We start from the raw sequence: 24799 nt of genomic DNA, 5'->3' as shown, positions 1-24799 counted from the left end.
TTGCTCCCTTCTCCCCGAAGGTGAGAGGGGCTTCAAACAGAAGACTTGCTCCCTTCTCCCCGAAGGGTGAGAGGGGCTTCAAACAGAAGACTTGCTCCCTTCTCCCCGCGGGGGAGAAGGGCCGGGGATGAGGGGGTGAACGAAGCCCGGATAGTGACCAGTCTCCCTGGTGCCGGGGGCGGGTGCGCGGGTTTCAGCCGCAGGAAGCGGCTGCAAAGCCTACAGGGAAGTATTCACGGCGTCCCGCGCACCGGCCCCCGGCACCAGGGAGACACCACCCCCGGCACCCACCCCAGGCACCCGCCAAAAAAAACGCCACGAAGGATGACCCCCGTGGCGTTTTTCGATCTGGTCGGAGTGAAAGGATTCGAACCTTCGACCCCCGCCTCCCGAAGGCGGTGCTCTACCAGGCTGAGCTACACTCCGATTGACTGCGGGATTGACCGTCCCGACAGGGTGCGTATTGTGCTACGAAGACTCCGGAAAGTCCAACCCCGCACGACCCCACCAATCCCGAAATACGCTTAGTACACCCGCCCCACGGAAAAACGTGCCAGCGATGCCATGGCATCCCGATAGGGGCTTTCAGGCAATACCGACAGGGCCTCGATGGCATTGTCCGCTTCCTGCTCCGCCATCTTGCGGGTGTACTCGATGGAATCCGTCGCCTGAATGGCCGCCAGCACCCGCTCGGCATAATCACGGCCCCCCTTCTCGATGGCCTCGCGCACCAGGGCCGCGTCTGCCTCGTTACCCACACGCATGGCGTGGATCAACGGCAGCGTCGGCTTGCCCTCAGCCAGGTCATCGCCCATGTTCTTGCCCATCTCGTCGCGCTCACCACTGTAATCCAGCACATCGTCAATCAACTGGAAGGCCGTACCCAGGTGCATGCCATAAGCCGCCAGCCCCTGGATCACCGCCTCGGGCTGCTCCGCCAGTACAGGGCCCACCCGCCCGGCAGCATCGAAGAGCTTGGCCGTCTTGGACTGGATCACATGCATGTAGCGCTCTTCGGTGGTGTCCGCATCATGGCAGTTGAGCAGCTGCATCACCTCACCCTCGGCCACCGTGCTGGTGGTGTGGGACAGGATCTCCATGATGCGCATGTTGCCGATCTCCACCATCATCTCGAAGGAGCGGGAATAGAGGAAATCGCCCACCAGCACACTGGCCTCGTTGCCGAAGCGCGCATTGGCGGTCTCCCGCCCGCGGCGCATCTCCGAGGCATCCACCACGTCGTCATGCAGCAAGGTGGCGGTGTGGATGAACTCGATGACGGCAGCCAGCTCGATATGCTGCGTCCCCCGATAACCGCAGGCCCCGGAAGACAGCAGCACCAGCATCGGACGCAGGCGCTTGCCGCCGCTACTGATGATGTAGTGGCCCAACTGGTTGATGAGCACCACGGGGGATTGCAGACGCCGACAAATGCAGTCGTCCACCGCCTTCATGTCGTCGGCGATCAGGTCGCGAATCTGGTTCAGGTCCATGGACGGAATTTGATCACTAAGGGAGGGAGCCTCGGGCATGCTAGGAATGGAGTGGTTGAGTGTCAAGGCGTATCCCTGAGTTTGCGTGTCTTTCTATTTGACCACCGCTTGCGGCGCAGGTAAACTTCCGCGTCTTTGGATTGAAGACCTTTTCGGAGAACATCAAAGATGTACGCGGTTATCGCTACCGGTGGCAAGCAGTACCGGGTTGCCCAGGGTGAAAAACTCCGGGTCGAGAAACTCGACGCGGAGGAAGGCGCCTCTGTGGAATTCGACAACGTCCTGCTGGTCGGCAGCGGCGAAGACATCAAGGTGGGTGCGCCCTACGTGGAAGGCGGCAAAGTGACCGCGACCATCAAGTCCCACGGGCGCGGCGAAAAGGTGGAGATCATCAAGTTCCGCCGTCGCAAGCACTCCCGCAAGCAGATGGGGCACCGCCAGCACTACACCGAGCTGGAAATCACTTCCATCGCCGGCTGATAGGCAAGAGGTAACAGCAAATGGCACATAAGAAGGCAGGCGGCAGTACCCGTAACGGCCGCGACTCAGAAAGCAAACGTCTTGGCGTGAAGCGCTTTGGTGGCCAGGCCGTGATCGCCGGCAACATCATCGTTCGTCAGCGTGGCACACAGTTCCACCCCGGCCTGAACGTGGGCTGCGGCAAGGATCACACCCTGTTCGCCAAGGCGGACGGCAAGGTGGTATTCGAAACCAAGGGTCCCAAGGGCCGCAAGTACGTGAGCGTGCTCGCCGCCTGATTGCCGGCCACAATCGGCAGCAAGGACTCCAAAGCCCCGGCCTTCCGGGGCTTTTTTAATGCCCCCAGGCACCGCATGGGACCGCGGAACGGGGTGTCGCTTTGCCCCCGGGCGACGTATCCTGAGAAGGCGCCCATCACCCCGGAACAAGAAGCCACCCCATGAAATTCGTTGATGAAGCCACCATCAAGGTCAAGGCCGGCGACGGCGGCAACGGCTGCGTAAGCTTTCGCCGGGAGAAGTATGTGCCGTTCGGCGGCCCGGACGGCGGCGACGGGGGCGATGGGGGGTCCGTCTACCTGGTGGCCACCCACGACCTGAACACGCTGGCGGATTTTCGCTTCCAGCGCCACTTCGAGGCCGGGCGCGGCGAAAATGGCCGGGGCCGCAACATGACCGGTCACGCCGGGGAAGACCTGGAAGTGGAGGTGCCGGTGGGCACCCTGGCCTTCGACGCCCAGACCGATGAGTTGATCGGCGACCTGGTGGACCATGGCCAGAAGCTATTGGTCGCCCAGGGCGGCTTCCACGGCCTGGGCAACACCCGCTACAAGAGCTCCGTGAACCGGGCGCCCCGCCAGTCCAAGCCGGGCACCCCGGGAGAACTGCGCCAGTTGCGCCTGGAACTGAAGGTCCTGGCCGACGTGGGCCTGCTGGGACTGCCCAACGCGGGCAAATCCACCCTGATCTCCAAGGTATCCGGCGCGCGCCCCAAGGTGGCCGATTACCCCTTTACCACCCTGCACCCCAACCTGGGCGTGGTCCGCGTGGGCCCCCTGCAGAGCTTCGTGATGGCCGACATCCCCGGTCTCATCGAGGGGGCGGCCGAGGGGGCGGGGCTGGGCATCCAGTTCCTCAAGCATCTGTCCCGCAACCGCCTGCTGCTGCACCTGGTGGATATTGAGCCGCCCGATCCCGAGCAGGCACCTGAGCAGGCGGTCCGCGTGATCGAACAGGAGATGGCGCAGTTCGACCCACAGCTTCTGGAGCGCCCCCGCTGGCTGGTGATCAACAAGGTGGACCTGGTCTCGCCCGATGAACGCGAGGCACGCTGCCAGGCCATCATCCAGGCCCTGGACTGGAAGGCGCCCGTCTTTTATATCTCCGCCGTCACCGGCGAAGGCACGGACACCCTCACACAACAGGTCATGAGACACCTGGAAGCGCATGACAGTGACACGTGAAGCACTGGGCAAGTCCCGCCGCTGGGTCGTCAAGATCGGCTCGGCGCTGATCACCAACGACGGCCAGGGCCTGGACATGCAGGCCCTGGCCGGGTGGGCCGATCAATTGGCCCGACTGAGCCGCGCCGGCCACGAGATCATCCTGGTATCCTCCGGCGCGGTGGCCGAGGGGATGACGCGCCTGGGCTGGAGCGAGCGACCATCGGCCCTGTATGAACTGCAGGCTGCTGCCGCCGTGGGGCAGATGGGCCTGGTGCAAGCCTATGAGAGTCATTTCCAGAAACATGGGCTGCATGCCGCCCAGGTTCTGCTCACCCATGATGACCTGGCCGACCGGCGACGGTATCTGAACGCCCGCAGCACCCTGCGCACCCTACTGCGCATGCACGCCATCCCGGTGGTGAACGAGAACGATACCGTCGCCACCGAGGAGATCCGCTTTGGCGACAACGACACCCTGGCGGCCCTGGTGTGCAATCTGGTGGAGGCCTCCTTGCTGGTGATCCTCACCGACCAGAACGGCCTGTATGATCGTGATCCGCGCACCTTCCAGGATGCCCGACTGGTCTCGGAGGGGCTGGCCTCGGACCCCAGCCTGCTGCGTCTGGTGGCCCCCACCTTCGGTCGACTGGGCAGTGGCGGCATGGCCACCAAGCTCACGGCCGCGGCCCGTGCCGCCCGCTCCGGCACCCACACACTGATCGCCTCGGGCCGCACCTCCGGCGTGCTGGAGCGCATCGCCGCTGGCGAGGATCTGGGCACCTTGCTGCGCCCCGACCGGGAGCCCTTGGCGGCACGCAAGCAGTGGATTGCCGGGCAGTTGGTCTCACGCGGGGAGTTGCTGCTGGATGCCGGTGCCGCACGGGTGATCCGCGAGGCGGGCCGCAGTCTGCTGCCGGTGGGTGTCACCCACGTGAAGGGCCGGTTCTCCCGTGGCGAGGTGGTCACTTGTCTGGACCCGGATGGGCGCCCGGTGGCCCGGGGCCTGGTGAACTACGCCGCCGACGAGGCCCGCCGCATCATGGGGCGGCGAGGTGATGAGCTCGAATCCATCCTGGGGTATGTGGATGAGCCGGAGCTCATTCATCGGGATAATCTGGTGGTGTTGTGATCGACGTGACTGGCTACGGGGGTAGCGGCCCTGCTGGGGGTCGGACAGGCTGCGGAGGTAGCGGCCCTGTCGAGTGCCGGAGGTCTGTTGGCGGGACGCCGTGAATACATCCCTGTAGGCTCTGCAGCCGCTTCCTGCGGCTGAAGCCCGCCAACAGACCTCCGGCACCCGACAGGGCCTTGATGCATTGGGAACAGCCGACCAGGAGATGGCTGACTGACCTTCGCGGAGCCTTGATGCATACCCGGAAGTCTGCCAGCTCGGCGTTCGACCTTTGGCCGGGACTACTCGATCTTGATGTAGGCGAAACCCCTGGTGTTCTGCAGTTCGGCCAGGCGCACCACGCCTGAGGGCACCATGGAGACCCCTTCGTAGAGTTCATCCTCCGGCAGATCCAGGGCCGAGCGGGTGATGTTGCACAGTTCCACCTTCACCCCATGCATGGAGATCAGGGAACTCAACCGCCCGCGCAGGTTGTCACGCTCCTCGGCGAGGGTATCGTCCTCGGCAAAGGGGGAATCCTCCAGGGGATCGTCGGTCAGGAAGCGGATGCCGTGGGAGACGGCGACGATGCGGATGTCATGATCCATCAGTTCATTCTCGTAGTGCACTGCCATGTTGTTGATGCTCGTGAGCATGGCGCTGAACCGGCGGGGATCGGAAAAGTCCGCATGATAGACCACGCGGGCCGCCGGATCGGAGGCGGTGGCCAGAGAGGGCATCCCCAGCCAAGCCAGGCTGATCAGAAGCCAGACCATGGGCAGGATCTGCCATCGGCGTCTCGCCTTGGCACGGGGCCGGTGGGTGTAGGCGCGCATTTCATCCGTCTCAGATGGGGTCATGACCTGTCCTCCTTTGGTGTGTCCCGACGTTTCTTGTGGGGCCGGGTGGGGGCAAGAGTGTCAGGGTTATTGCGATGGATCAATCTGCGGCGCAGCAAGGCCGCTCAGGAATGCCTTGACATCCCACCCACCTCCATGCAAGATTGCCGGCTTTTCCGGAACTGACCCGAATTTTCAGGAGATTACCTTGGCCAACATCGCCTCAGCTCGCAAGCGTGCCCGCCAGAGCGAAAAGAATCGCCAGCACAACATGGCCGCGCGTTCGCGCTTTCGCACTGCCATCAAGAAGGTGCTGAAGGCCGTGAAGGAAGGTGACAAGGACAGCGCCACCAACGCCTACCAAGCCGCCGTGCCCGTCATCGACAAATCCGTCTCCAAGGGTGTCCTGCACCGCAACAAGGCCGCGCGTCACAAGAGCCGCCTGAATGCGCGGGTGCGGGCACTGTAATCGTCCTGCCTCCCTTCTCCCCCCTGGGGAGAAGGGACGGGGATGAGGGGAACGGCGGGCAGGATGCTGACCCGGTCCTGCGCCGCCCCTCACCCCAACCCCTCTCCCCCAATGGAGTGAGGGGCTTGAATGGCTTCCTGCTCCCCCCAGGGAAAGGGACTTATAGTGCACCCGGTCATCCCGGGTTTTTTTGTGCCCGGCAACCCGCGAGCTCGCGTCAACCCATGAGCCGATTGCTCAAGTCCACCGCCGTTGTCAGCGCCATGACACTGGTGTCGCGGCTGTTTGGCTATCTGCGGGACATGGTGCTGGCGGTCAGCTTCGGGGCCAGCGGGGCCACCGACGCCTTTTTCGTCGCCTTTCGCATCCCCAACTTTCTGCGCCGGCTGTTTGCTGAGGGGGCCTTCTCCCAGGCCTTCGTGCCCGTGTTCGCTGAATTCCGTGAACAGCGGGGCCAGAGGGCGCTGAAGGACCTGGTGGACCATGTCAGCGGCGCTCTCACCCTGGTGCTGTTCATCACCAGCCTTCTCGGGGTGATTGCCGCGCCCCTCCTGATCAGCGTCTTTGCCCCAGGGTTCCACGGGGAGGATGGCCGTCATGCCCTGGCCACCGACATGCTGCGCATCACCTTTCCCTACCTGTTGTTCATTTCGCTCACCGCCATGGCCGGGGGCATTCTCAACAGCCTGGGACGGTTTGCAGTGCCGGCTTTCACTCCGGTGTTCCTGAACCTGTCGCTCATCGCCGCTGCCGTCTGGGGTGCGCCGCATTTCCAGCAGCCGGTGATGGCCCTGGCCTGGGGGGTGTTCGTGGCCGGCGCGGTGCAACTGGCCTTCCAGGTCCCCTTCCTGATGCGCCATGGACTGATGCCCCGGCCCCGACTGCGACGTACCCACGAGGGCGTGAAGCGCATTGCCAAGCTCATGCTACCCGCGATCTTCGGCACCTCGGTGGTTCAGATCAACCTGCTGGTGGACACCCTGATCGCATCCTTTCTTGCCACCGGCTCCATCACCTGGCTGTATTTTTCCGACCGTTTCGTGGAACTGCCCCTGGCCCTGTTCGGCATTGCCATCGGCACGGTGATTCTGCCTCGCCTCTCCGGAGAATATGCCCGCAAGGACCCGCAAGCCTTCGGCAGGACACTGGACTGGGCGCTGCGCCTGTCCCTGCTCATCGCCCTGCCCTCGGCCCTGGGCCTGATCCTGCTCGCCGCCCCCATCCTCGCGGCCCTGATCCAGTATCAGGAGTTCCTGGAAAGCGACACCCGCATGACCGCCCTGTCGCTGATGGCCTACGCCGTGGGGCTGCCCGCCTTCATCCTCATCAAGATCCTGGCGCCAGGATACTTTTCCCGCCAGGACACCAAAACCCCCGTGAAGGTGGCGGTGATCGCCATGGTGGCCAACATGGCATTGAACGTGGCCATTGTGGCGCCCTGGGTGTGGATGGGCTGGCCAGGCCCCCATGCCGGCCTGGCGCTGGCCACCTCGCTATCGGCCTACCTCAATGCCGGACTGCTCTACCGCGGGCTGCGCCGTGACGGCATCCTGATGATCCTGCCCGGCTGGCTGGGCCTGTGGTGGCGTATGCTGTTGGCAAGTGGCCTTCTGACCCTGCTCTTGTTGCTGATGCTGCCGGAACTGAGCCAGTGGAGCGAATGGCCGGCGCTGACCCGGGTCAGCGCCCTGCTGGGCCTGATCGCCCTGGGCGGTGGCGCCTATGGACTCACCCTGCTGGCCACCGGAGTGCGGCCCAGGACATTCCTGCTGCGGTAGTGATCAACAAGGGGCCAACCCTGTAAACGCGCCCCCCCCCCACGTATAATCGAGGCTTTTGCGGCCAATCCCATGGAACTGATTCGCGGTGCCCACAACTTGAGGCCCCGGCACCGGGGCTCGGTGGCCACCATCGGCAACTTCGACGGTGTGCACCTGGGGCACCAGGCGGTGCTCGGGCAGTTGGCCGAAAAGGGGGCCGAACGGGGCCTGCCCACCGTGGCGGTCACCTTCGAGCCTCTGCCACGGGAGTATTTTCTGGGTGAGCGCTCGCCGGCCCGGCTGCAGCGCTTCCGCGACAAACTGCTGGCCATGCGCCGTTTTTCCGTGGACCGGCTGCTGTGCCTGAACTTCAACCCGGCCCTGGCCGGCATGAGCGCCCAGGACTTCATCCGGGAGCTGCTGGTGGAGCGCCTGGGCGTGCGCCACCTGGTGGTGGGGGACGACTTCCGCTTTGGCAAGGACCGCGCCGGCACCTTTGAAACCCTGCGCGAGGCCGGGCGGGTGCATGGTTTCGATGTGGCGCACATGCACACCTTCCATATCGACGGCGCCCGGGTCAGCAGCACCCGCATCCGTGGTGCCCTGGCCCAAGGCTGCATGGACGAGGCGGAAAAACTCCTGGGCCGCCCGTATCGCATCAACGGGCGTGTCGCCCATGGCGACAAGAAGGGCCACCAACTGGGCTTCCCCACCGCCAATCTGCGCCTGGGCCCCTGCCCCATGGCGATACGTGGCGTATTTGCCGTGGAGGCATTCGGCCTCCCCGGCGAGCCGGTGCAGGGCGTGGCCAACGCCGGCACCCGCCCCACGGTGGGGGGCGTCCAGAACCGCCTGGAGGTGCATTTGTTCGACACGGATGCCAACCTCTATGGAAAACACCTGCATGTGGACCTACTCCATCGCCTGCGGGATGAACAACGCTTCACCTCCCTGGATGAACTGCGCGCGCAGATCGCCCGGGACGTGGATCATGCCCGTGCATTTTTTCAGGGGCGGCCCAGCGACGAGCGCTCGCCGGACTGAATCGAGGAATTCCAGCTTGACCGACTATAAAGACACCCTGAACCTGCCCAAGACCGACTTCCCCATGCGCGGCAACCTGGCCAAGCGCGAGCCGGACATGCTCGCCGCCTGGGAACAGGAGGGTCTGTATCAGCGGATCCGCCAGGCCAGCGCCGGTCGACCCCGCTTCGTGCTGGCCGACGGCCCGCCCTATGCCAATGGCGATATTCATATCGGCCATGCGGTGAACAAGATCCTCAAGGACGTGATCGTCAAGAGCCGTACCCTGGCGGGCTACGATGCCCCCTATGTGCCCGGCTGGGACTGCCACGGCCTGCCCATCGAACTGCAGGTGGAGCGCAGCCAGGGCAAGGCCGGCAAGGGGACGGATGCCCGTGCCTTCCGCGAGGCCTGTCGCCACTTCGCCCAGGATCAGGTGAACCGCCAGCGCGAGGACTTCAAGCGCCTGGGCGTACTGGGCGACTGGGAAAACCCCTACCTCACCATGGACTACACGGTGGAGGCGGACATCATGCGCGCCCTGGGCCGCATCATCGACCGTGGCCACGTGATCCAGGGCAACAAGCCGGTGCATTGGTGCGTGGACTGTGGCTCTGCCCTGGCCGAGGCCGAAGTGGAATACGAGGACAAGACCTCACCGGCCATCGACGTGCGCTTCCATTCCCTGGACGACGAGGACCTGCTGCGGCGTCTGCAGGTGAACGGCGAGGCGGGCAACGGCCCCATCAGCGTGGTCATTTGGACCACCACCCCCTGGACCCTGCCCGCCAACCAGGCCGTGGCCCTGAATGGGGAGCTGGAGTATGCCCTGGTGGCCGTGAACGAAGAGCGCCTGCTGGTGGCTACCGAACTGGTGGACAGCCTCATGCAGCGCTACGGCCTGGGGGGGCAGCACGTCATCGGCCACGCCCAGGGTGCAGCCCTGGAAGGCCTGCTGCTGCAGCACCCCTTCTATGACCGTCAGGTGCCGGTGATCCTGGGTGAGCATGTGAACCTGGAGGCGGGTACCGGCGCGGTGCATACGGCCCCGGGTCACGGTCAGGACGATTACATCGTGGGTCGGCGTTACAACCTTCTGGTGGACAACCCGGTGGGCGGCGATGGGCGCTTCCTGCCCTCCACCGAGCTGTTCGCCGGGCTGAGCGTGAACGAGGCCAACGGCCGCATCCTGGAAGTGCTCAAGGAGCGCGGGGCGCTGGTGCATGTGGAAAAACTGCGCCACAGCTACCCCCATTGCTGGCGCCACAAGACCCCCATCATCTTCCGGGCCACCTCCCAGTGGTTCATCAGCATGGACAAGGCGGAACTGCGCGAGGGCGCCCTGCGGGCCATCGAACAGGTGCAATGGGTGCCCGACTGGGGGCGCGCCCGCATTGAGGGCATGGTGGCCAACCGCCCGGACTGGTGCATCTCCCGGCAACGCAACTGGGGGGTGCCCATTCCCCTGTTCATCCACAAGGAAACCGGTGCATTGCACCCGGACACCCAGGCCCTGATCGAGGCCGTGGCCAAAAAGGTGGAACAGGAAGGCATCGAGGCCTGGTTCTCGCTGGACCCGAAGGAACTGCTGGGCGAGGACGCCGAACGCTTCGACAAGCTGACCGATACCCTGGACGTGTGGTTCGATTCGGGCGTGACCCACACCACCGTGACCGAACGCCGTCCCGGCCTGGGCCTGCCGGCCGATCTGTACCTGGAGGGCTCCGACCAGCACCGGGGCTGGTTCCAGTCATCCCTGCTCACCTCCGTGGCCATGCGGGGCACGGCCCCCTACAAGGCGGTGCTCACCCACGGCTTCACCGTGGATGCCCAGGGTCAGAAGATGTCCAAATCCAAGGGCAACGTGGTGGCCCCGCAGAAGGTCATGGATACCCTGGGTGCCGACATCCTGCGCCTGTGGGTGGCGGCCACCGACTTCAGTGGTGAGATGGCTGTCTCCGACGAGATCCTCAAGCGCACCGCCGACGCCTATCGGCGCATGCGCAACACGGCCCGCTTCCTGCTGGCCAACCTGAACGGCTTCGACCCGACCACCGACCTGCTGCCCGCCGAGCGCATGCTGCCCCTGGACCGATGGGCCGTGGACCAGGCCCTGCAGGTGCAGCAGCAGGTGATCCGCGCCTACGAGCACTACCAGTTCCACCAGATCTACCAGCGGGTGCACAATTTCTGCTCGGTGGAGATGGGCAGCTTCTACCTGGACGTGATCAAGGACCGCCAGTACACCACCCAGGCGGACAGTCGTGCGCGCCGTTCGGCGCAGACGGCCATGTACCACATCATCGAGGCCATGACCCGCTGGCTGACGCCCATCCTTTCCTTCACCGGCGAGGAGATCTGGCAGCAGATCCCCGGCGAGCGCAACGCATCGGTGCTGCTCAACACCTGGTACGACGGCCTGTTCCCCCTGCAGGACGATGCGCCCCTGGGCGTTGCGGACTGGCGACGGGTGCTGGAGGTCCGTCAGTGCGTGAGCCGCGAGCTGGAAAAACTGCGCAATGAGGGCGACATTGGTGCCTCCCTGGATGCCGAGGTGGATCTGTACTGCGATGCCGGGCTGCAGGAGATCCTGACCCGCCTGGGGGATGAACTGCGGTTCGTGCTGATCACCTCCTATGCCCGGGTGCATGCCCTGGGCCAGGCACCCGCCACGGCCGTGGCCTCCGCCCTGCCCGATGGCACCGCCCTGGCCATCCGCGCCCTGCGCTGTGAACATGCCAAGTGCCCGCGCTGCTGGCATCACCGGGAAGATGTGGGCACCAGCGCCGAGCATCCGGAGTTGTGCGGGCGCTGTGTAGAGAACGTAGCGGGCGAGGGTGAGCAGCGGGCATTTGCCTGATTGGGGCCTCCGCCCACCCTCACCCCAACCCCTCTCCCGCCAGCGGGAGAGGGGCTCACATCCCTGCCACCTTCCGAAGGCTCAGGGGCGGACAAACTCCCTTCTCCCCTCTGGGGAGAAGGGCTGGGGATGAGGGAGACGAAGCCACCCCACCCACCACCACAACCTCAGTCAAACAGAGACCCGAACAACATGCTCAAATGGCTATGGCTCTCCTTCGGCGTGATCATCCTGGATCAGGTCACCAAACGCATCGCCGAATATCAGTTGGTGCAATTCGCCCCCATGGAGATCCTGCCCTTCCTGAACCTGGCCCTGGTATACAACCAGGGCGCCGCCTTCAGCTTTCTCAGCGATGCCGGAGGCTGGCAACGCTGGTTCTTCACGACACTGGCCGTGGTCGTCAGCGGGGTGATCATCTGGTGGCTGCGTCAACTCAAGCGGGACGAGACCAGCACCGCCGTCAGCCTGGCGCTGATCCTGGGCGGCGCCATCGGCAACGTGATCGACCGGGTCTGGCACGGGCACGTGATCGACTTCTTCGACCTCCATTACGCCGGCTACCACTGGCCCACCTTCAACATCGCCGATAGCGCCATCACCGTGGGCGCCGTGATCCTCATCATCACCAGCCTCATACCCGCCCCTCGCGGGACACAGAAGTCATGATCACCGCCGGCAGCCGGGTACGGATGCATTACACCATCACCCTGGAAAACGGCCAGGTGGCCGATAGCACCCGGGAAGCTCCGGTCGAACCGGTGGAATTCACCGTCGGCCAGGGCGAGTTGCACGGCGCCCTGGAAGGACTGGTCACTGCGCTTTCAGAAGGGGAGTCCTGCACCACCACCCTGCCCCCTGAACAAGCCTTCGGCTTCGCCACGGCACAAGCGGTGCAGACCATGGAACGCAGCGATTTCCCCGAGGCCATGCCCCTGGAACCCGGCCTGCTGGTGGGCTTCGACACCCCCACCGGCGAGCAGATCCCGGGGCTGATCCGGGAGATCGAAGGGGACAGGGTCACGGTGGATTTCAATCACCCGCTGGCGGGGCATGAGATTACCGTGGAGATCGAGGTGCTGTCGGTGCAGCCGCCGACCTGAAGCATTCGCGGCCTACCAATCGGCAAGCTATCAGGACAACAACTTCACCAAAGTGGCCACCAGCGCAGCCTGGGCAAGCAGCAGCCCGGCCATCCACTTGATCAGATCTGCTTTCAATCGGTGTTCCATCTCCCGAACTTCGGATCTCACCAGTGCGATATCCTCCTTGGTCGCCACTTCCGCCTCGCGCTGGGCATTTTTGAAAGCCAACGCCACAGCCTCGGCCTGCTTCTCGTCGAAGCCTGCCTTCTCGAGGGTTTTGATAAACTCGTGAGTATCAAAAGTGACGCTTGCCAAAGCCTTGAGCCCTATTAGCGAGCGGTTTTCTCGAGGATAGTCCACCGTACGTGAAGCGGTCAATTTCCCTGCGCCCCCCCGGAAGTACCGTTTCCCACATCCATGACAGGCCCATTCGGCAGTCATCCACGGTTGTTGTAGGATGACGGCCTATCAGCCACCCTTAACATCAGGCCAGACGAACATGCACATCCTCCTCGCCAACCCCCGTGGATTCTGCGCCGGCGTCGACCGGGCCATCGAGATCGTGGAACGGGCCCTGGACCTGTTCGGCCAGCCCATCTACGTGCGTCACGAGGTGGTGCACAACCGTTACGTGGTGAACGAACTCAGGGAAAAGGGCGCCGTCTTCGTGGAGGAACTGGACCAGGTGCCTGATGGCGCCACGGTCATCTTCAGCGCCCACGGCGTGCCTCGCAGCGTGCGGGACGAGGCCGACAGGCGCGGCCTGCGCGTCTTCGATGCCACCTGCCCGCTGGTCACCAAGGTACACATGGAGGTGGCCCGCCATGCCGTCCGGGGTGAGGAAGTCATCCTCATCGGTCATGCCGGGCATCCGGAAGTGGACGGCACCCTGGGGCAATACGATCGCAGCCACGGGGGCGAGATCTACCTGGTGGAGAACATCCAGCAGGCCCAGGAACTGGACGTCAAGGACCCGGACCATCTGGCCTACGTGACCCAGACCACCCTCTCCATGGACGACACCCAGGGCATCTTCAAGATCCTGCGGAAGCGCTTCCCCGATATTCAGGGGCAGCGCCGTGACGACATCTGCTATGCCACCCAGAACCGCCAGGACGCCATCAAGTCCCTGGCCGGGGAGTGTGACCTGATCCTGGTGGTGGGCTCCCCCAACAGTTCCAATTCCAATCGCCTGCGTGAGATCGCCGAGAAGATGGGCATACAGGCCTACCTCATCGACGGCGCCGAAGACATCGACGCCCGCTGGCTCGAAGGCCGCCAGCGCATCGGCATCACCGCCGGCGCCTCCGCCCCGGAACTGCTGGTGCAGCAGGTGGTGGATCACCTCAAGCCCCTGGGCGTGGAGACCTGCGTGGAACATGAAGGGCGCAGCGAGACGGTGACGTTCTCACTGCCCAAGGCACTGCGGAGCTAAAGAGCAAAAGGGGGCACAGCAAAAGGGGACAGATTTATTTTCCCGCCCTGCGGGGCGGGAAAATAAATCTGTCCCCTTTTGCGCTTTTGCGTGTTACTTAAGGCTTAGACCGCCACGCCCAACTGACGCAGATAATCATCGTAGGTGCCGTTGTAGTCCGTCACGCCATCTTCGTTCAGCTCGATGATGCGGGTTGCCAGGCTGGAGACGAACTCGCGGTCATGGCTGACGAAGATCAGCGTGCCGGGGTAGTTCTCCAGGGCCAGGTTCAGCGCCTCGATGGATTCCATATCCAGGTGGTTGGTCGGTTCGTCCATGATCATCACGTTGGGCCTTTTCAGGATCAGCTTGCCGAACAGCATCCGGCCCTGCTCGCCACCGGAAATCACCTTGACCGATTTGAAGATTTCATCGTTGGAAAACAGCATGCGGCCCAGGGTGCCGCGCACCAATTGGTCGCCGCCCGTGGTCCACCGAGCCATCCAGTCGAACAGGGTCTCATCGTTCTTGAAGTCCTCGGCGTGTTCTTGGGCGAAATAGCCCAGATCCGCGCTTTCGGCCCATTTGACCGTGCCGGCCATCGGCGGCATTTCATTCACCAGGGTGCGCAGCAGCGTCGTCTTGCCGATGCCGTTGGGGCCGATGATCGCCACGCGCTCACCGGCCTCGATTTGCAGACTCAGGTTCTTGAACAACGCCTCGCCATCGAACCCCTGGCTGACCTTGTCGAGGGTCACGGCCTGACGGTGCAGCTTCTTGTGCTGATCAAAACGGATGAACGGGCTGACCCGACTCGAGGGCTTGACCTCATCGAGCTGGATCTTCTCGATCTGCCTGGCGCGGCTGGTGGCCTGCTTGGACTTGGAGGCGTTGGCCGAAAAGCGGCTGACGAAGGCCTGCAACTCGGAGATCTGTGCCTTTTTCTTTGCGTTGTCGGACAGCAGACGCTCGCGGGCCTGGGTGGCGGCCGTCATGTATTCATCGTAGTTGCCGGGGAACAGGCGCAGTTCGCAAAAATCCAGATCCGCCATGTGCGTGCAGACGCTGTTGAGAAAGTGGCGATCGTGGGAAATGATGATCATCGTGCTGTTACGCGAGGTGAGGATGCTTTCCAGCCAGCGGATGGTGTTGATGTCCAGGTGGTTGGTGGGCTCGTCCAGCAGCAGCACTTCCGGATCGGAAAACAGCGCCTGGGCCAGCAGGACGCGCAGCTTCCAACCGGGCGCGACCTCGCTCATGGGCCCGCTGTGCTGTGCCAGCGGAATCCCCAGGCCGAGCAGCAGCTCGCCGGCACGGGCTTCGGCGGTATAGCCGTCCATTTCCGCAAATTCGGTCTCCAGTTCAGCGACCTTCATGCCGTCTTCTTCGCTCATCTCCGCCAGAGAATAGATCCGGTCGCGCTCGGCACGCGCCTTCCAAAGCTCCTCATGCCCCATGATCACCGTGTCCAGCACGCTGCACTTCTCATACGCAAACTGGTCCTGGCGCAGCTTGCCCAGGCGCACATTCGGCTCAAGCATCACCTGGCCGGCGGAAGGCTCGAGATCGCCCCCCAGGATCTTCATGAAGGTGGACTTCCCCGAGCCGTTGGCGCCGATCAGGCCGTAACGGTTACCCCCGCCAAACTTGACTGACACGTTCTCGAAGAGGGGCTTGGCCCCGAACTGCATGGTGATATTGGCGGTGGAGATCAAAAGAATGTCCTGCGGGAAAAAGAGGGAGGGGGCGTTGCCGAGCGGAGAATGAGGCCCGAAAACCGAACCGGTCATGGTACGGGTTCTGACCTGGGATTGACAGGGTTGCCCGACGAGCGTAATGCACAGGGCGCCGCGGTTAAAAAGGGGACAGGTGACATTCTTCCTATCTGCTCCGGGGATACAAGCGGAATATTCCAAATTGTGAAGCACTTCAAATGGGGACAGACACCTTTTCCCAAAAGGTGTCTGTCCCCATTTGAAGGTTCAGATCGTCTCTACATCAAAAGCCACGATCTGCCGCCTTTCGCGGGAGAATTCCACACCGATCAGGTGAATGGGCTTGCCGGTGGCGTGGTATTTGTCGGCGTAGCCTTTGGCCTTGATCTGCGCCAGGGCCTTGCCTTCGGGCAGCTGCTCCACCACCTTGAATTCGAACAGGTAGATATGCCCGGCAAAGTCCACCGCCATGTCCACCTTGCCATGGTGGCTGGAATCTTCCACCGTGACCTGAACGCCCAGGGCCGCAAAGTGGCTGTAAAACACACTGGCGTAATGCCCCTCGTATTGGGCGATGGGGTTGTTGCGGTACCAATCGTGGGGCAGGCCCGCGTAGAGGGCCTTGAGGTGGGTTTCCAGCCCGGCCAGGTCATGGTTGCGCAGGTGGGTAAACAGGGTTCTGCGCTCCCGAGGCGCAGAACCGGGACAGCCATCATTTCTCTTGACTGAATACTACACACAACTAGACTAGGAACAAGACCAAAATCGGTTTTCAAGGAGGAAACCCATGACCCGCGCCAGACATCAACTCATCTTATCCATAATCAAGTACCTTCCTCGTGGCTCCAGGGGTCGATTACTTCGACGCCGCAGCCCGTGAAATCGGTCACGTTGCGGGTCGCCATGGCGGCGCCATGAGCACGTGCCGTGGCGGCGATCTGGCAGTCGGGGAAGCTGATCGGCCGACCGGCGGCGCGGCGGTCGACGAAGATGGTGGCAAAGGCTTGCGCTGCGACGCTGTCAAAGGGCAGAACCCGGCCCGCGAAGTCCTCAGTGATCATGGCGTCGATTTCAGCGATCAGGCGGTTGCGTCGTTTGCCCTCGGACATCATCGCTGCGCCGCGCCGCAGTTCGGCCTCCCCCACTGCACTGATATGAAGCGCTGCTGTGTCTTGTAACCCGAACCAGGCTAGACCAGATGGGGCAGGGTTTGGACGCATCAGCTCCGAGATCACATTCGTGTCGATCAGGATCATTACCGGTCCGCTTTAGTCAAACCGCAGCGGTTCGGGCATCGGTTCCCGCGGCGGTAGTGGGAGATCAACCCCACCGAGCGCCGCGAACCGGCGGTGGATGGTCTCGCCGAGGTTCTTGGGCGCCGCCGGCTTGCCGATGGCCTGGCGCAGGATTTCCCGCGCTTCCTCCTCCATCGACCGGTCATGCTCGGCCGCGCGAATGCGCAGGCGATGCTTCAGGCCCTCGTCGAGATTGCGAATCGTGATACTGGCCATAGCGCTCTCCATCAAGCTTTCTCAAGATTAAGCTTTGATTGCATTGATATCAACTCTCCAATCACCGTCGAGGCCAAGAAGGGACGGCCAGAACCGGGACAGCCATCATTTGCCATCATGTCCAGCCACTATCACTTGGTGTTGCGTATCGATCAGGGCACCGCCAAGCAGTGGGATAGCGAGCAAGTCATTGAACACTGGGGAAGACTCTACAGTGTGCCAGTGCTGGTCACCCGCTACCAGCGTGGTGAAACGACCAGCAAGGCCGAGAACATCAAGGCCGAGGAAATCATCGAAACCTGGCGCGAACGCCTGACAGACATCTCCTGGTTCATGCGCAGTCTCAATGAATACCTGGCCAGACGGGCCAATGAAGAAGACCACTGCAAGGGCCATTTCTGGGAGAGTCGCTTCAAAAGCCAAGCCCTACTCGATGATGCCGCCGTGCTGGCCTGCATGAGCTATGTGGACCTCAACCCAGTACGTGCCAAGATGGCCGACACACCGGAAGCCTCCGACTTTACCTCCATCCAGCAACGCCTACGCGACATGGCACCGAAGCAGACAAAGCCAACAGATGAGGCTCCCATTAAAGCAATCCCTTTGATGAGACTGGTCCCACAACGCCATGACCCGCACCCCAACAGTATTGGCTTCACACTCCCCGACTATCTGGAACTGGTCGACTGGGCCGGCCGGGAAATCCGCGAAGGCAAACGCGGCTCCATCAACACAACTGCGCCCCCCATCCTGGAACGCCTCCATCTTGATCCCCATCGTCTGATGGACCACCTGCGTGGTGAGGCGATGATAGAAATACCTGTCATGCTTGGCTCGGTAGAGAAGCTGAAACAGACTGTCGCAACATTCGAGCGCAAGTTCGTGAAGGGTATCAGCGAAGCAAGGCGATTGTTCCGACCACCGATTGTTACCTGACCACCCGCAATACCATCATCACGCGTTCAAGCCCAGCCACTCCATGCAGATGTGGCGGACGTCCTATTGCCAAAATATCCCATCTATCAATTTGCAACGCCGAGTAGACAGCTTTCTATTCCATATATGCGCTATGACGGCGTGATCGACACTATTTCCTGGCTAACCAGCTAAGCAATTCATCTGGACTTCGATTTTTAAATCATGCCTGTCCCCGCTTTTCACCGTGACCAGCAAAAGCACCATCCCGGCCGGCATCGTTAGAGCCTAAAAAGGACTGTACGGTTTGCCCTAGGACTTCCCGTGTTATTGTAAGGCAAAGCTGTTGAAAACTATTCCATCCAAGACGGTGCAAATCGTACATATTATTAAAGCCTGCTGATTACCCGATTCATCTTGTATTCGCTATTGGGGAGAAAGCGGACTTGCTACGCCACTGTATAACGCCAATATTCAGCGGCGACCTTTGCGTAGCGAAGCGGAGAAAAGGCCGTCCGGTGGTGGCCCATCAGGGCTGTAACGAACTGAAATGACTGGTTATGTGAACTCATGCCGACACGCAACAGTATTTTGCCAGTATTTTGTTTATGTCCCAGTGTTTTGTCGGTCCCACCATGTGGGCGCGATGCTCACTCTTCCTCTGTGCTCAGGAAGCTTGCGACTCTAGTATTTTCTCGTCTAGTTCCTTCAACCCGTCCAGTAGCTTTCGGACCACTTTATACTCGTCTTCCGGGTTTATCTGCCCGCTAGCCCTTTTCGTCTTATGCGCAGTTTCTCCCCTGTTAGCACCGAAGCTATCAAGGTTTGTCAGCCAAGTCGCGTCGAGCTCCTCGACGACGACTCCTAAGGGAAGCATCAGCCCCTTAAAGTTCTTCTCCTTTACGCCATGGTTGTCACGAACTCGCTTTACGTACTGCCTCTGGGCAATGTCAATTGCCTCGTCGACAGAGCCCTTAACACGGCAACGCGCCTTCGCCAACTTGATAATGTCCTCATTTGCCCTTTCATCGTCGGTATCCCAGCCTGAGTGGTATGCGGCCAGAAAGGACACCAGTATCATTGAAGGCTTCCTGGCTGACTTCCATTCGCGGATAGCCTTTGTCACAGCCTCACGCGCCACATCCTCAAGATAAGATTCGATTTCTGCGTGGACTAGGACACGATACCCGCGAGCCCGGTCCAACTGTCGGTCACTATAGGTTCCCGTCGGCGAGAACTTTGACGGTAGCATGTGCTCTCGAAGCTCTGATAGCCGCGTTCGCATTTCTCTAAATCGCTTAGACACCGGCATTTTCTTCTACCTATGGAGTTCCGGCATCCAACAGTCTCGGCAGGGGGAGATTTGTCCCGAGCAGCTTATTTAGCTTTTCATTCCAACCCGATATGCGGATTTGGGTCGCCCGAGTACTTTTTGTAGTCGTCTCTATAGAGTTCATGAAGGCCCTGTTGTTCTCGCATAATTCCTGGAACGCACCTTGGATTTGAGCTTCATGTCCGGCGGCTGCCATACGAACATCCTGGCGCGCGAAGGCGAGGATTAGAACATCGAAGACCGCACGATTGAATCGTCGTTCGTACGATTGTCCGTTCCACTTCCTGTACAGGTTCTCGCCAAATATCGTCTTCAATGATTGATGTGCCTGCTCGAACTCGTCTAGCTGACCAAATAAAGTTTTCTCCTGTGTATCCCAAGCAGCATTCAGTTTTTTGCAAGTCGCATCAAGAAACTTTTTGAGGTTGCCTGTATATTCTTCGAGGTAGTTCTTAAATGCATAGTATCTAAGCAATAGCTCGGCGTCGCGCATCCTGAAGTCGGGCTTCTTCAGGTTTAGAATTTCGCGAAGCGCAGAGCTTTCAGACGAGGAACGGTCCAGGAACGTAACAAACGGTCCAGGATGAAGAGCTTGCCGAAGCTCTTGCGGCGAAAGCGAAACGCTCCCAGTGTTTAGCCGAAGAAAAACGTGATATAGAAAATCTTCATTTGGCCAGTTTTTAATAACTACCGTTCTAATGGGCTGGTTTTCGAATGCAGAAAGGTCATCATATAGGGCAATATCCTCTTGCAGTGAGCTTAGTGTCTTTCCTTTTAAGTCTTCTCGTATCTCTAAACCCGTAAGCTTCAGCTGTTCGTAGTCTGGGTCATCTTCACGCGCCGCGAACTGTCGAATGCTAAGCATCCGCTGCTTGCCATCCAGCACGATGTATGAACCGCGCCGTTCCTTTGACTCAGCGAGCACAAGCTGAGGAACCGGGAGGCCAAGTATCAGAGATTCTACAAAGAGACTTTTTCTCTTCTTATCCCAAGCGTCGCGGCGCTGGAAATCGGGATTTAGGAGTATGTTGCCCTTGTTGATTTGGTTTATTAGTGTCTCCGTAGTCCAGTCGTTCCCGCTCACGACAGCGGAGGAAAACTGGGACTGATCGAGATCAACAATATCCTCTTCTGTCTCTCGCTGATCTTCTTCCTCGAGAAAATTGCTTTCTTCCTCAGCCATATTTGCTCCTAATGGTTTCACTCCGAGTCCAGCCGTAGTTTACCTCGCATAGGCGTAACGACGGGGGGTGTCATTTGCGCGCTAACGCTCGGCTCTGCGGCTGGCAAAAGTGGAGGCAAAGCCGGAACTTTTGCGAGTCCGACAGCAGCCGTTTGTTATGCATTTTTTCCCCTACGCTCCCGAAACAGTTCCTCAATCGCCTCATCGGCCAAGCAGGTTCCAATTTGAGTGGAATCAAATTTTGAAGACTTCCTACGCTCTTCTGCAGTTAAACAAGGAAAGAGATCGGCTTTTACCTGTTCAAAAGATTTAAATATGTTAGCTTTCTCTTGTGTTTTCATTGCCTAGTCCTCTGAAATAGTTAGCAAAGAAGTGTTGGTTAAGATCTGCAGGGAAGTAGTGTTTTCTTTTTACCCAAATTAATCCATCCCCTTTAGAAATAACAGCTACATCAATAGGGCCTCCTACAGTTTCCATTGATTCAGTGATACGTCTCTTGAAGGCTGTCAAATTTACGAGAGATTCAGCCATGTCTGCCAGCTCATCCTTTGGAAGCACCGTGACCATACGTAACACAGGGTGTGAGTGCTCATCCCGCAAATGCTCACCGAACTTATCAAAAAAACCATTAAGTAGCTTAGACGCTTGCTGATTGAAGCGCTTTTTATCGTCTGTGCTGATCTTTTCATCATCTAAAAGGTCTGGTAAGCGCCTAAATATCTCGCCCAAATAGCTCTCCACAAAATGAAGAACTTGTGGGTTTATCCCATTCATAAATGTGGTGACCATATCTTCTTGTGCGAATGCGATTATCCTACATTCACTTCCACTGGAAATGGAGTGCGACTTACCATGGTTCTTCCGATACTTAAGCCTATTTTCAACAACACCCTCAATATCAAAAGTAAGTACGGACGGATAAATTTCGGTTTCTCCATAACCAGCTATTACTAGCCCAGATACACCCATAGAAAAAATCTGTCTAGTTTGTATGAACGTGGCTATGTCATACAGTTTGGAAGCAGTGGTACCCGTAATTTTAGCTTTTTCAAATATTCTTTCTCTCAGCTCTTTAAATTGCTTAAGGTATTTAGATCGAACTTTTTTTTCAAAGGCTGATGTCATACCTTCAGCGTAAGAATGCCCCTTTAACCTTGAATGATGTTTATTAACTACCGTACGCAAGGCTTCTGTCGTCTCCTCAATACTCACTTGTCCTTTCTGTTGAAGGACCGGGTGCAATTCTTCAAAAAATTCATCCCTTATCAGACTGAAGTATCCATTAACATTACCGAGTAGCCAATTCTTCTGAGACTCTTCTGGGAATGTTTTAGGGCTGTCGTTTAAGTAGTCCAGAAAGTCTGTTGCGTACTGCTCCAAGGTGTCGTAGGTCTTTCCACCTACCGATTTTCGATACGTCTTAATAAGTGTTTCCCAAGGAACACTAAGTAAACCGGCATTCCCATATATCATTACTCCAACAGGAGCTACCTTTGATAGGGAAAATAATTTCAACGCGGAATTGTATATTTTTTGATCGCCAATAGTTACAGCGCTATCTGCCGCTAAGGCTATAGCCGATGCGTTTGCAATTGCGACTTCTGCCGTCATTATTGTCTCCAGTTTCTATAGCTTACTCTCGTTCGCATAACATATAAGCGTTTATCCGCCGTGCGCAGCATGGCGGATAAACGTCTGTTGGACGAAGCCATGTGCTGCACATACTCTAAATAGGGGATTGTATTCAGGGCGAGAGGCCAAGTAGGCGGCATGCAGCGCTCTGAACGGCGCGAGAGGCCTACGCCGGATCCTTTGAGTACATCACATCTATTCCGGAGGTATCCCTGACGGCCCATTCAGGCTCAACATAGCCCGATTTCGTGATGACTTTCAATGTGTCACCCGCACTCGAGCGCGGCCCGTACCAGGGCCGCAGTCAGGGCGGCTTGTCATCAGTCATGTTTCAGTCACTTAGCATCGTCGCTCCTTGAGATGATTGCACGAAATACCCCGCGGGATTTCGGCAATCACACGCAACTGGCCGCTACGGCACCGTGGACAGGGGTAATGCGCCGCTGCCGTACTCGGTGATGCCGCTGGCTTCTGCGGGCCCTCCTGCCGCGGTGAAGTGAACCCCGCCGTTATCCACGCCGAGGACCCGCTGGTTGCTGATGGCGATGCGGTGGGTGTAGCGGCCCAGGTAGTCCACCACCGTCGCGCTATAGTTCAAGCAGGCCTTGGTGTAGACGTTCCACGGGACCTGCATCAGTTCGTCCAGCAGATAGTCGACCTCCCCGGGGCGAGTCACCCGAGACAGCTCCCCACTGTCGGACGCCTGCCTCAAGCTCGCGACCATATGGCCACGAAAGCGCGGGACAGGGCCTTGATGGGGAACAGGTAATTGCTCTTGCTATCCCAAGGCATCACCCTCGGGAACAGCGCCAGTCAGGCGCTGCGCGCCATGCCTGGCGCACCAAAAAAAAGCGGGCGCCTTGGGCGCCCGCAACCACTTCACTCCCTGCAGAGGAGACTTTACTTACGGCCGGCGGTGAACTCCGGGTAGGCCTCGAGGCCGCACTCGGCGATGTCCACGCCTCGCAGTTCATCCTCTTCGCTGACCCGGATCCCCATGGTGTACTTGAGGATCAGCCAGAACAGCAGGCTGGCAACGAAGACGAAGGCGAAGATGGAGGCCACACCCACCAACTGGCCCACGAAGCTGGCGTCCGGGTTGGAGAGGAGCACCGCGAACACGCCCCAGATGCCGGCCGTGCCGTGGGCGGAGATGGCGCCTGCCGGGTCGTCGATCTTCACCTTGTCCAGCAGGACGATGGAGAAGACCACCAGCACGCCACCGATGAAGCCGATCAGGACCGCCAGCGCGGGATGCGGCATCAACGGTTCAGCGGTGATGGCCACCAGGCCGGCCAGGGCGCCGTTCAGGCCCATGGTGAGGTCGGTCTTGCCGAACAGCAGGCGGGAGGCCAACAGGGCGGCCACCACACCGCCGGCGGCGGAGAGGTTGGTATTGGTGAACACCCGTGCCACGGCGTTGGCGGATTCAACGTCCGAGATCTTGAGTTCGGAACCGCCGTTGAAGCCGAACCAGCCCAGCCAGAGGATGAAGATACCCAGGGTGGCCAGGGGCATGTTGGCACCCGGCAGGGCGTTGATCTGGCCCTTGGGACCGTACTTGCCCTTTCTGGCGCCCAGCAGGAGCACGCCGGCCAGGGCGGCCACGGCGCCGGTGAGATGGACGATGCCGGAACCGGCGTAGTCCGAGTAGCCGATGTCGCTCAGGAAGCCGCCACCCCAGCTCCAGAAGCCCTGGATGGGATAGATGAAGCCGGTGAGCACCACGGCGAAGATCAGGAAGGCCCAGAGCTTCATGCGCTCGGCTACGGCACCGGAGACGATGGACATGGCCGTGGCCACGAAGACCACCTGGAAGAAGAAGTCCGACAGGTTGGAGTAGTAGATCTCCCCACCGCTGGCAATCACCTCTTCAGCGGTATTATCCACCGAGCTGAGCATGGGCCAGAAGCTGGGAATGAGCGAGTTGATGCCGCCGCCATACATGATGTTGTAGCCGATGAGCATGAACATGATGCAGGCGATGGAGTACAGCGCGATGTTTTTGGTGAGAATCTCCACGGTGCTCTTGGAGCGGACCAGGCCCGCCTCGAGCATCGTGAACCCTGCGGCCATCCACATGACCAGGGCGCCGGACACGAGAAAATAGAACGTGTCCAGCGCGTATGCGATTTCTATGACTTGGTTTTCCACAATGAATCCCCCGCCAAGTGAGTGTTTGTTCGTGATTTAGAGTGCGTCGGTACCGGTCTCGCCGGTGCGGATGCGAATGGCCTGTTCCAGCGGGAAGACGAAGATCTTGCCGTCGCCGATCTTGCCGGTGTTGGCGGACTTGCTCACCGCCTCGATGACCTGATCCACCAGGGGATCATCCACGGCAACTTCCATCTTCACCTTGGGCAGGAAATCCACCACGTACTCGGCCCCCCGGTAGAGTTCGGTGTGGCCCTTCTGGCGCCCGAAGCCCTTGACCTCCGTGACGGTGATGCCCTGCACGCCGATCTCCGACAGGGCTTCCCGCACGTCGTCCAGCTTGAAGGGCTTGATGATTGCTGTGACCAGTTTCATGTT

24 protein-coding genes, 1 tRNA gene and 2 pseudogenes are annotated in these 24799 nt (G+C 60.2%); 12 read left to right on the top strand and 15 right to left on the bottom strand.

Going from position 1 to position 24799, the window contains the following annotated elements; genetic code table 11:
• Positions 1 to 349: 349 nt before the first annotated feature.
• Together BMY52_RS06665 and ispB are read right to left on the bottom strand one after the other, a co-directional pair.
• Positions 350 to 426, bottom strand: a tRNA-Pro gene (locus tag BMY52_RS06665).
• A gap of 98 nt (positions 427 to 524) precedes the next feature.
• Positions 525 to 1493, bottom strand: a complete 969-nt coding sequence (gene ispB, locus BMY52_RS06660) for an octaprenyl diphosphate synthase (RefSeq protein WP_090252469.1) — start codon at positions 1491 to 1493, stop codon at positions 525 to 527.
• A gap of 168 nt (positions 1494 to 1661) precedes the next feature.
• Here ispB and rplU point away from each other — a divergent pair, with 168 nt between their 5' ends.
• The 4 genes from rplU (at position 1662) to proB (ending at position 4546) form a co-directional block, all read left to right on the top strand.
• Positions 1662 to 1973 carry a 50S ribosomal protein L21 gene (rplU, locus tag BMY52_RS06655; RefSeq protein WP_090252467.1) on the top strand — a complete coding sequence of 104 codons (312 nt, stop codon included), beginning with the start codon at positions 1662 to 1664 and terminating at the stop codon, positions 1971 to 1973.
• Positions 1974 to 1993: 20 nt separating this feature from the next.
• A complete protein-coding gene (gene rpmA, locus BMY52_RS06650) occupies positions 1994 to 2251 on the top strand; it encodes a 50S ribosomal protein L27 (protein WP_025282991.1) in 258 nt (85 codons plus the stop codon).
• A 161-nt stretch (positions 2252 to 2412) separates the two neighbouring features.
• Positions 2413 to 3435 (top strand): Obg family GTPase CgtA, encoded by a 1023-nt coding sequence (cgtA, locus tag BMY52_RS06645; protein WP_090252464.1) that lies wholly within the window; start codon positions 2413 to 2415, stop codon positions 3433 to 3435.
• Positions 3419 to 4546 carry a glutamate 5-kinase gene (gene proB, locus BMY52_RS06640; RefSeq protein ID WP_090252462.1) on the top strand — a complete coding sequence of 376 codons (1128 nt, stop codon included), beginning with the start codon at positions 3419 to 3421 and terminating at the stop codon, positions 4544 to 4546. The genes cgtA and proB overlap by 17 nt, the downstream gene beginning before the upstream one ends.
• Positions 4547 to 4830: 284 nt before the next feature.
• Here the strand turns inward: proB and BMY52_RS06635 are convergent, their stop codons facing one another.
• Positions 4831 to 5304: a DsrE family protein gene (locus BMY52_RS06635; protein WP_245740664.1), complete on the bottom strand. Its 474-nt coding sequence runs from the start codon at positions 5302 to 5304 to the stop codon at positions 4831 to 4833.
• Positions 5305 to 5575: 271 nt separating this feature from the next.
• Here BMY52_RS06635 and rpsT point away from each other — a divergent pair, with 271 nt between their 5' ends.
• The 6 genes from rpsT (at position 5576) to BMY52_RS06605 (ending at position 12582) form a co-directional block, all read left to right on the top strand.
• Entirely contained in the window at positions 5576 to 5836 is a 261-nt protein-coding gene (gene rpsT, locus BMY52_RS06630; protein ID WP_090252457.1) for a 30S ribosomal protein S20, read from the top strand.
• Between the two features lie 224 nt (positions 5837 to 6060).
• Positions 6061 to 7614, top strand: coding sequence for a murein biosynthesis integral membrane protein MurJ (murJ, locus tag BMY52_RS06625; protein WP_090252455.1), 1554 nt, complete (start codon positions 6061 to 6063; stop codon positions 7612 to 7614).
• 72 nt (positions 7615 to 7686) lie between these two features.
• The gene (gene ribF, locus BMY52_RS06620; protein WP_090252452.1) at positions 7687 to 8640 is read left to right on the top strand and encodes a bifunctional riboflavin kinase/FAD synthetase; all 954 of its coding nucleotides are present in this window, start codon (positions 7687 to 7689) and stop codon (positions 8638 to 8640) included.
• A gap of 16 nt (positions 8641 to 8656) precedes the next feature.
• Positions 8657 to 11479 (top strand): isoleucine--tRNA ligase, encoded by a 2823-nt coding sequence (gene ileS / locus BMY52_RS06615; protein ID WP_177169874.1) that lies wholly within the window; start codon positions 8657 to 8659, stop codon positions 11477 to 11479.
• 192 nt (positions 11480 to 11671) lie between these two features.
• Positions 11672 to 12148: a signal peptidase II gene (gene lspA, locus BMY52_RS06610; RefSeq protein ID WP_090252446.1), complete on the top strand. Its 477-nt coding sequence runs from the start codon at positions 11672 to 11674 to the stop codon at positions 12146 to 12148.
• Positions 12145 to 12582, top strand: a complete 438-nt coding sequence (locus BMY52_RS06605; protein ID WP_090252443.1) for an FKBP-type peptidyl-prolyl cis-trans isomerase — start codon at positions 12145 to 12147, stop codon at positions 12580 to 12582. The genes lspA and BMY52_RS06605 overlap by 4 nt, the downstream gene beginning before the upstream one ends.
• 30 nt (positions 12583 to 12612) lie before the next feature.
• Here BMY52_RS06605 and BMY52_RS06600 read toward each other — a convergent pair whose 3' ends face one another.
• Positions 12613 to 12942 (bottom strand): CCDC90 family protein, encoded by a 330-nt coding sequence (locus BMY52_RS06600; protein ID WP_245740659.1) that lies wholly within the window; start codon positions 12940 to 12942, stop codon positions 12613 to 12615.
• A 121-nt stretch (positions 12943 to 13063) separates the two neighbouring features.
• On the opposite strand from BMY52_RS06600, the gene ispH reads away from it, so the two are divergent.
• The gene (ispH, locus tag BMY52_RS06595; protein WP_090252440.1) at positions 13064 to 13999 is read left to right on the top strand and encodes a 4-hydroxy-3-methylbut-2-enyl diphosphate reductase; all 936 of its coding nucleotides are present in this window, start codon (positions 13064 to 13066) and stop codon (positions 13997 to 13999) included.
• Between the two features lie 104 nt (positions 14000 to 14103).
• Here the strand turns inward: ispH and BMY52_RS06590 are convergent, their stop codons facing one another.
• The 4 genes and pseudogenes from BMY52_RS06590 to BMY52_RS06575 all read right to left on the bottom strand — a co-directional run bounded on the left by BMY52_RS06590 (position 14104) and on the right by BMY52_RS06575 (position 17204).
• Positions 14104 to 15693 carry an ABC-F family ATPase gene (locus BMY52_RS06590; protein ID WP_090252437.1) on the bottom strand — a complete coding sequence of 530 codons (1590 nt, stop codon included), beginning with the start codon at positions 15691 to 15693 and terminating at the stop codon, positions 14104 to 14106.
• Between the two features lie 267 nt (positions 15694 to 15960).
• Positions 15961 to 16356, bottom strand: a pseudogene (locus BMY52_RS06585) (PD-(D/E)XK nuclease domain-containing protein); the annotation flags it as partial.
• A 161-nt stretch (positions 16357 to 16517) separates the two neighbouring features.
• Positions 16518 to 16949, bottom strand: coding sequence for a type II toxin-antitoxin system VapC family toxin (locus BMY52_RS06580; protein ID WP_090252435.1), 432 nt, complete (start codon positions 16947 to 16949; stop codon positions 16518 to 16520).
• Positions 16950 to 16961: 12 nt separating this feature from the next.
• Positions 16962 to 17204, bottom strand: a complete 243-nt coding sequence (locus tag BMY52_RS06575; RefSeq protein ID WP_090252561.1) for a FitA-like ribbon-helix-helix domain-containing protein — start codon at positions 17202 to 17204, stop codon at positions 16962 to 16964.
• A gap of 117 nt (positions 17205 to 17321) precedes the next feature.
• Here BMY52_RS06575 and BMY52_RS06570 point away from each other — a divergent pair, with 117 nt between their 5' ends.
• Positions 17322 to 18140 (top strand): transposase, encoded by an 819-nt coding sequence (locus BMY52_RS06570; protein ID WP_245740658.1) that lies wholly within the window; start codon positions 17322 to 17324, stop codon positions 18138 to 18140.
• Positions 18141 to 18786: 646 nt separating this feature from the next.
• Here the strand turns inward: BMY52_RS06570 and BMY52_RS06565 are convergent.
• The 7 genes and pseudogenes from BMY52_RS06565 to glnK all read right to left on the bottom strand — a co-directional run bounded on the left by BMY52_RS06565 (position 18787) and on the right by glnK (position 24796).
• On the bottom strand, positions 18787 to 19404 hold the full coding sequence (locus tag BMY52_RS06565; protein ID WP_281244070.1) for a HEPN domain-containing protein: 618 nt from the start codon (positions 19402 to 19404) through the stop codon (positions 18787 to 18789).
• A gap of 37 nt (positions 19405 to 19441) precedes the next feature.
• Positions 19442 to 20635, bottom strand: coding sequence for a DUF262 domain-containing protein (locus BMY52_RS06560; RefSeq protein ID WP_090252429.1), 1194 nt, complete (start codon positions 20633 to 20635; stop codon positions 19442 to 19444).
• Positions 20636 to 20790: 155 nt separating this feature from the next.
• Positions 20791 to 20976 (bottom strand): hypothetical protein, encoded by a 186-nt coding sequence (locus BMY52_RS15160; protein ID WP_143050436.1) that lies wholly within the window; start codon positions 20974 to 20976, stop codon positions 20791 to 20793.
• Entirely contained in the window at positions 20954 to 22246 is a 1293-nt protein-coding gene (locus tag BMY52_RS15155) for a hypothetical protein (protein ID WP_143050435.1), read from the bottom strand. The genes BMY52_RS15160 and BMY52_RS15155 overlap by 23 nt, the downstream gene beginning before the upstream one ends.
• 529 nt (positions 22247 to 22775) lie before the next feature.
• A pseudogene (locus BMY52_RS06550) lies at positions 22776 to 23047 on the bottom strand (transposase); the annotation flags it as partial.
• A 120-nt stretch (positions 23048 to 23167) separates the two neighbouring features.
• Positions 23168 to 24421, bottom strand: coding sequence for an ammonium transporter (locus BMY52_RS06545; RefSeq protein ID WP_090252422.1), 1254 nt, complete (start codon positions 24419 to 24421; stop codon positions 23168 to 23170).
• 36 nt (positions 24422 to 24457) lie between these two features.
• Entirely contained in the window at positions 24458 to 24796 is a 339-nt protein-coding gene (gene glnK / locus BMY52_RS06540; protein WP_090252420.1) for a P-II family nitrogen regulator, read from the bottom strand.
• Positions 24797 to 24799: the final 3 nt, after the last annotated feature.

This window comes from Ectothiorhodospira marina (assembly GCF_900109495.1).
Classification (GTDB): domain Bacteria; phylum Pseudomonadota; class Gammaproteobacteria; order Ectothiorhodospirales; family Ectothiorhodospiraceae; genus Ectothiorhodospira; species Ectothiorhodospira marina.
This window is presented reverse-complemented; position numbering and strand designations above follow the sequence as displayed.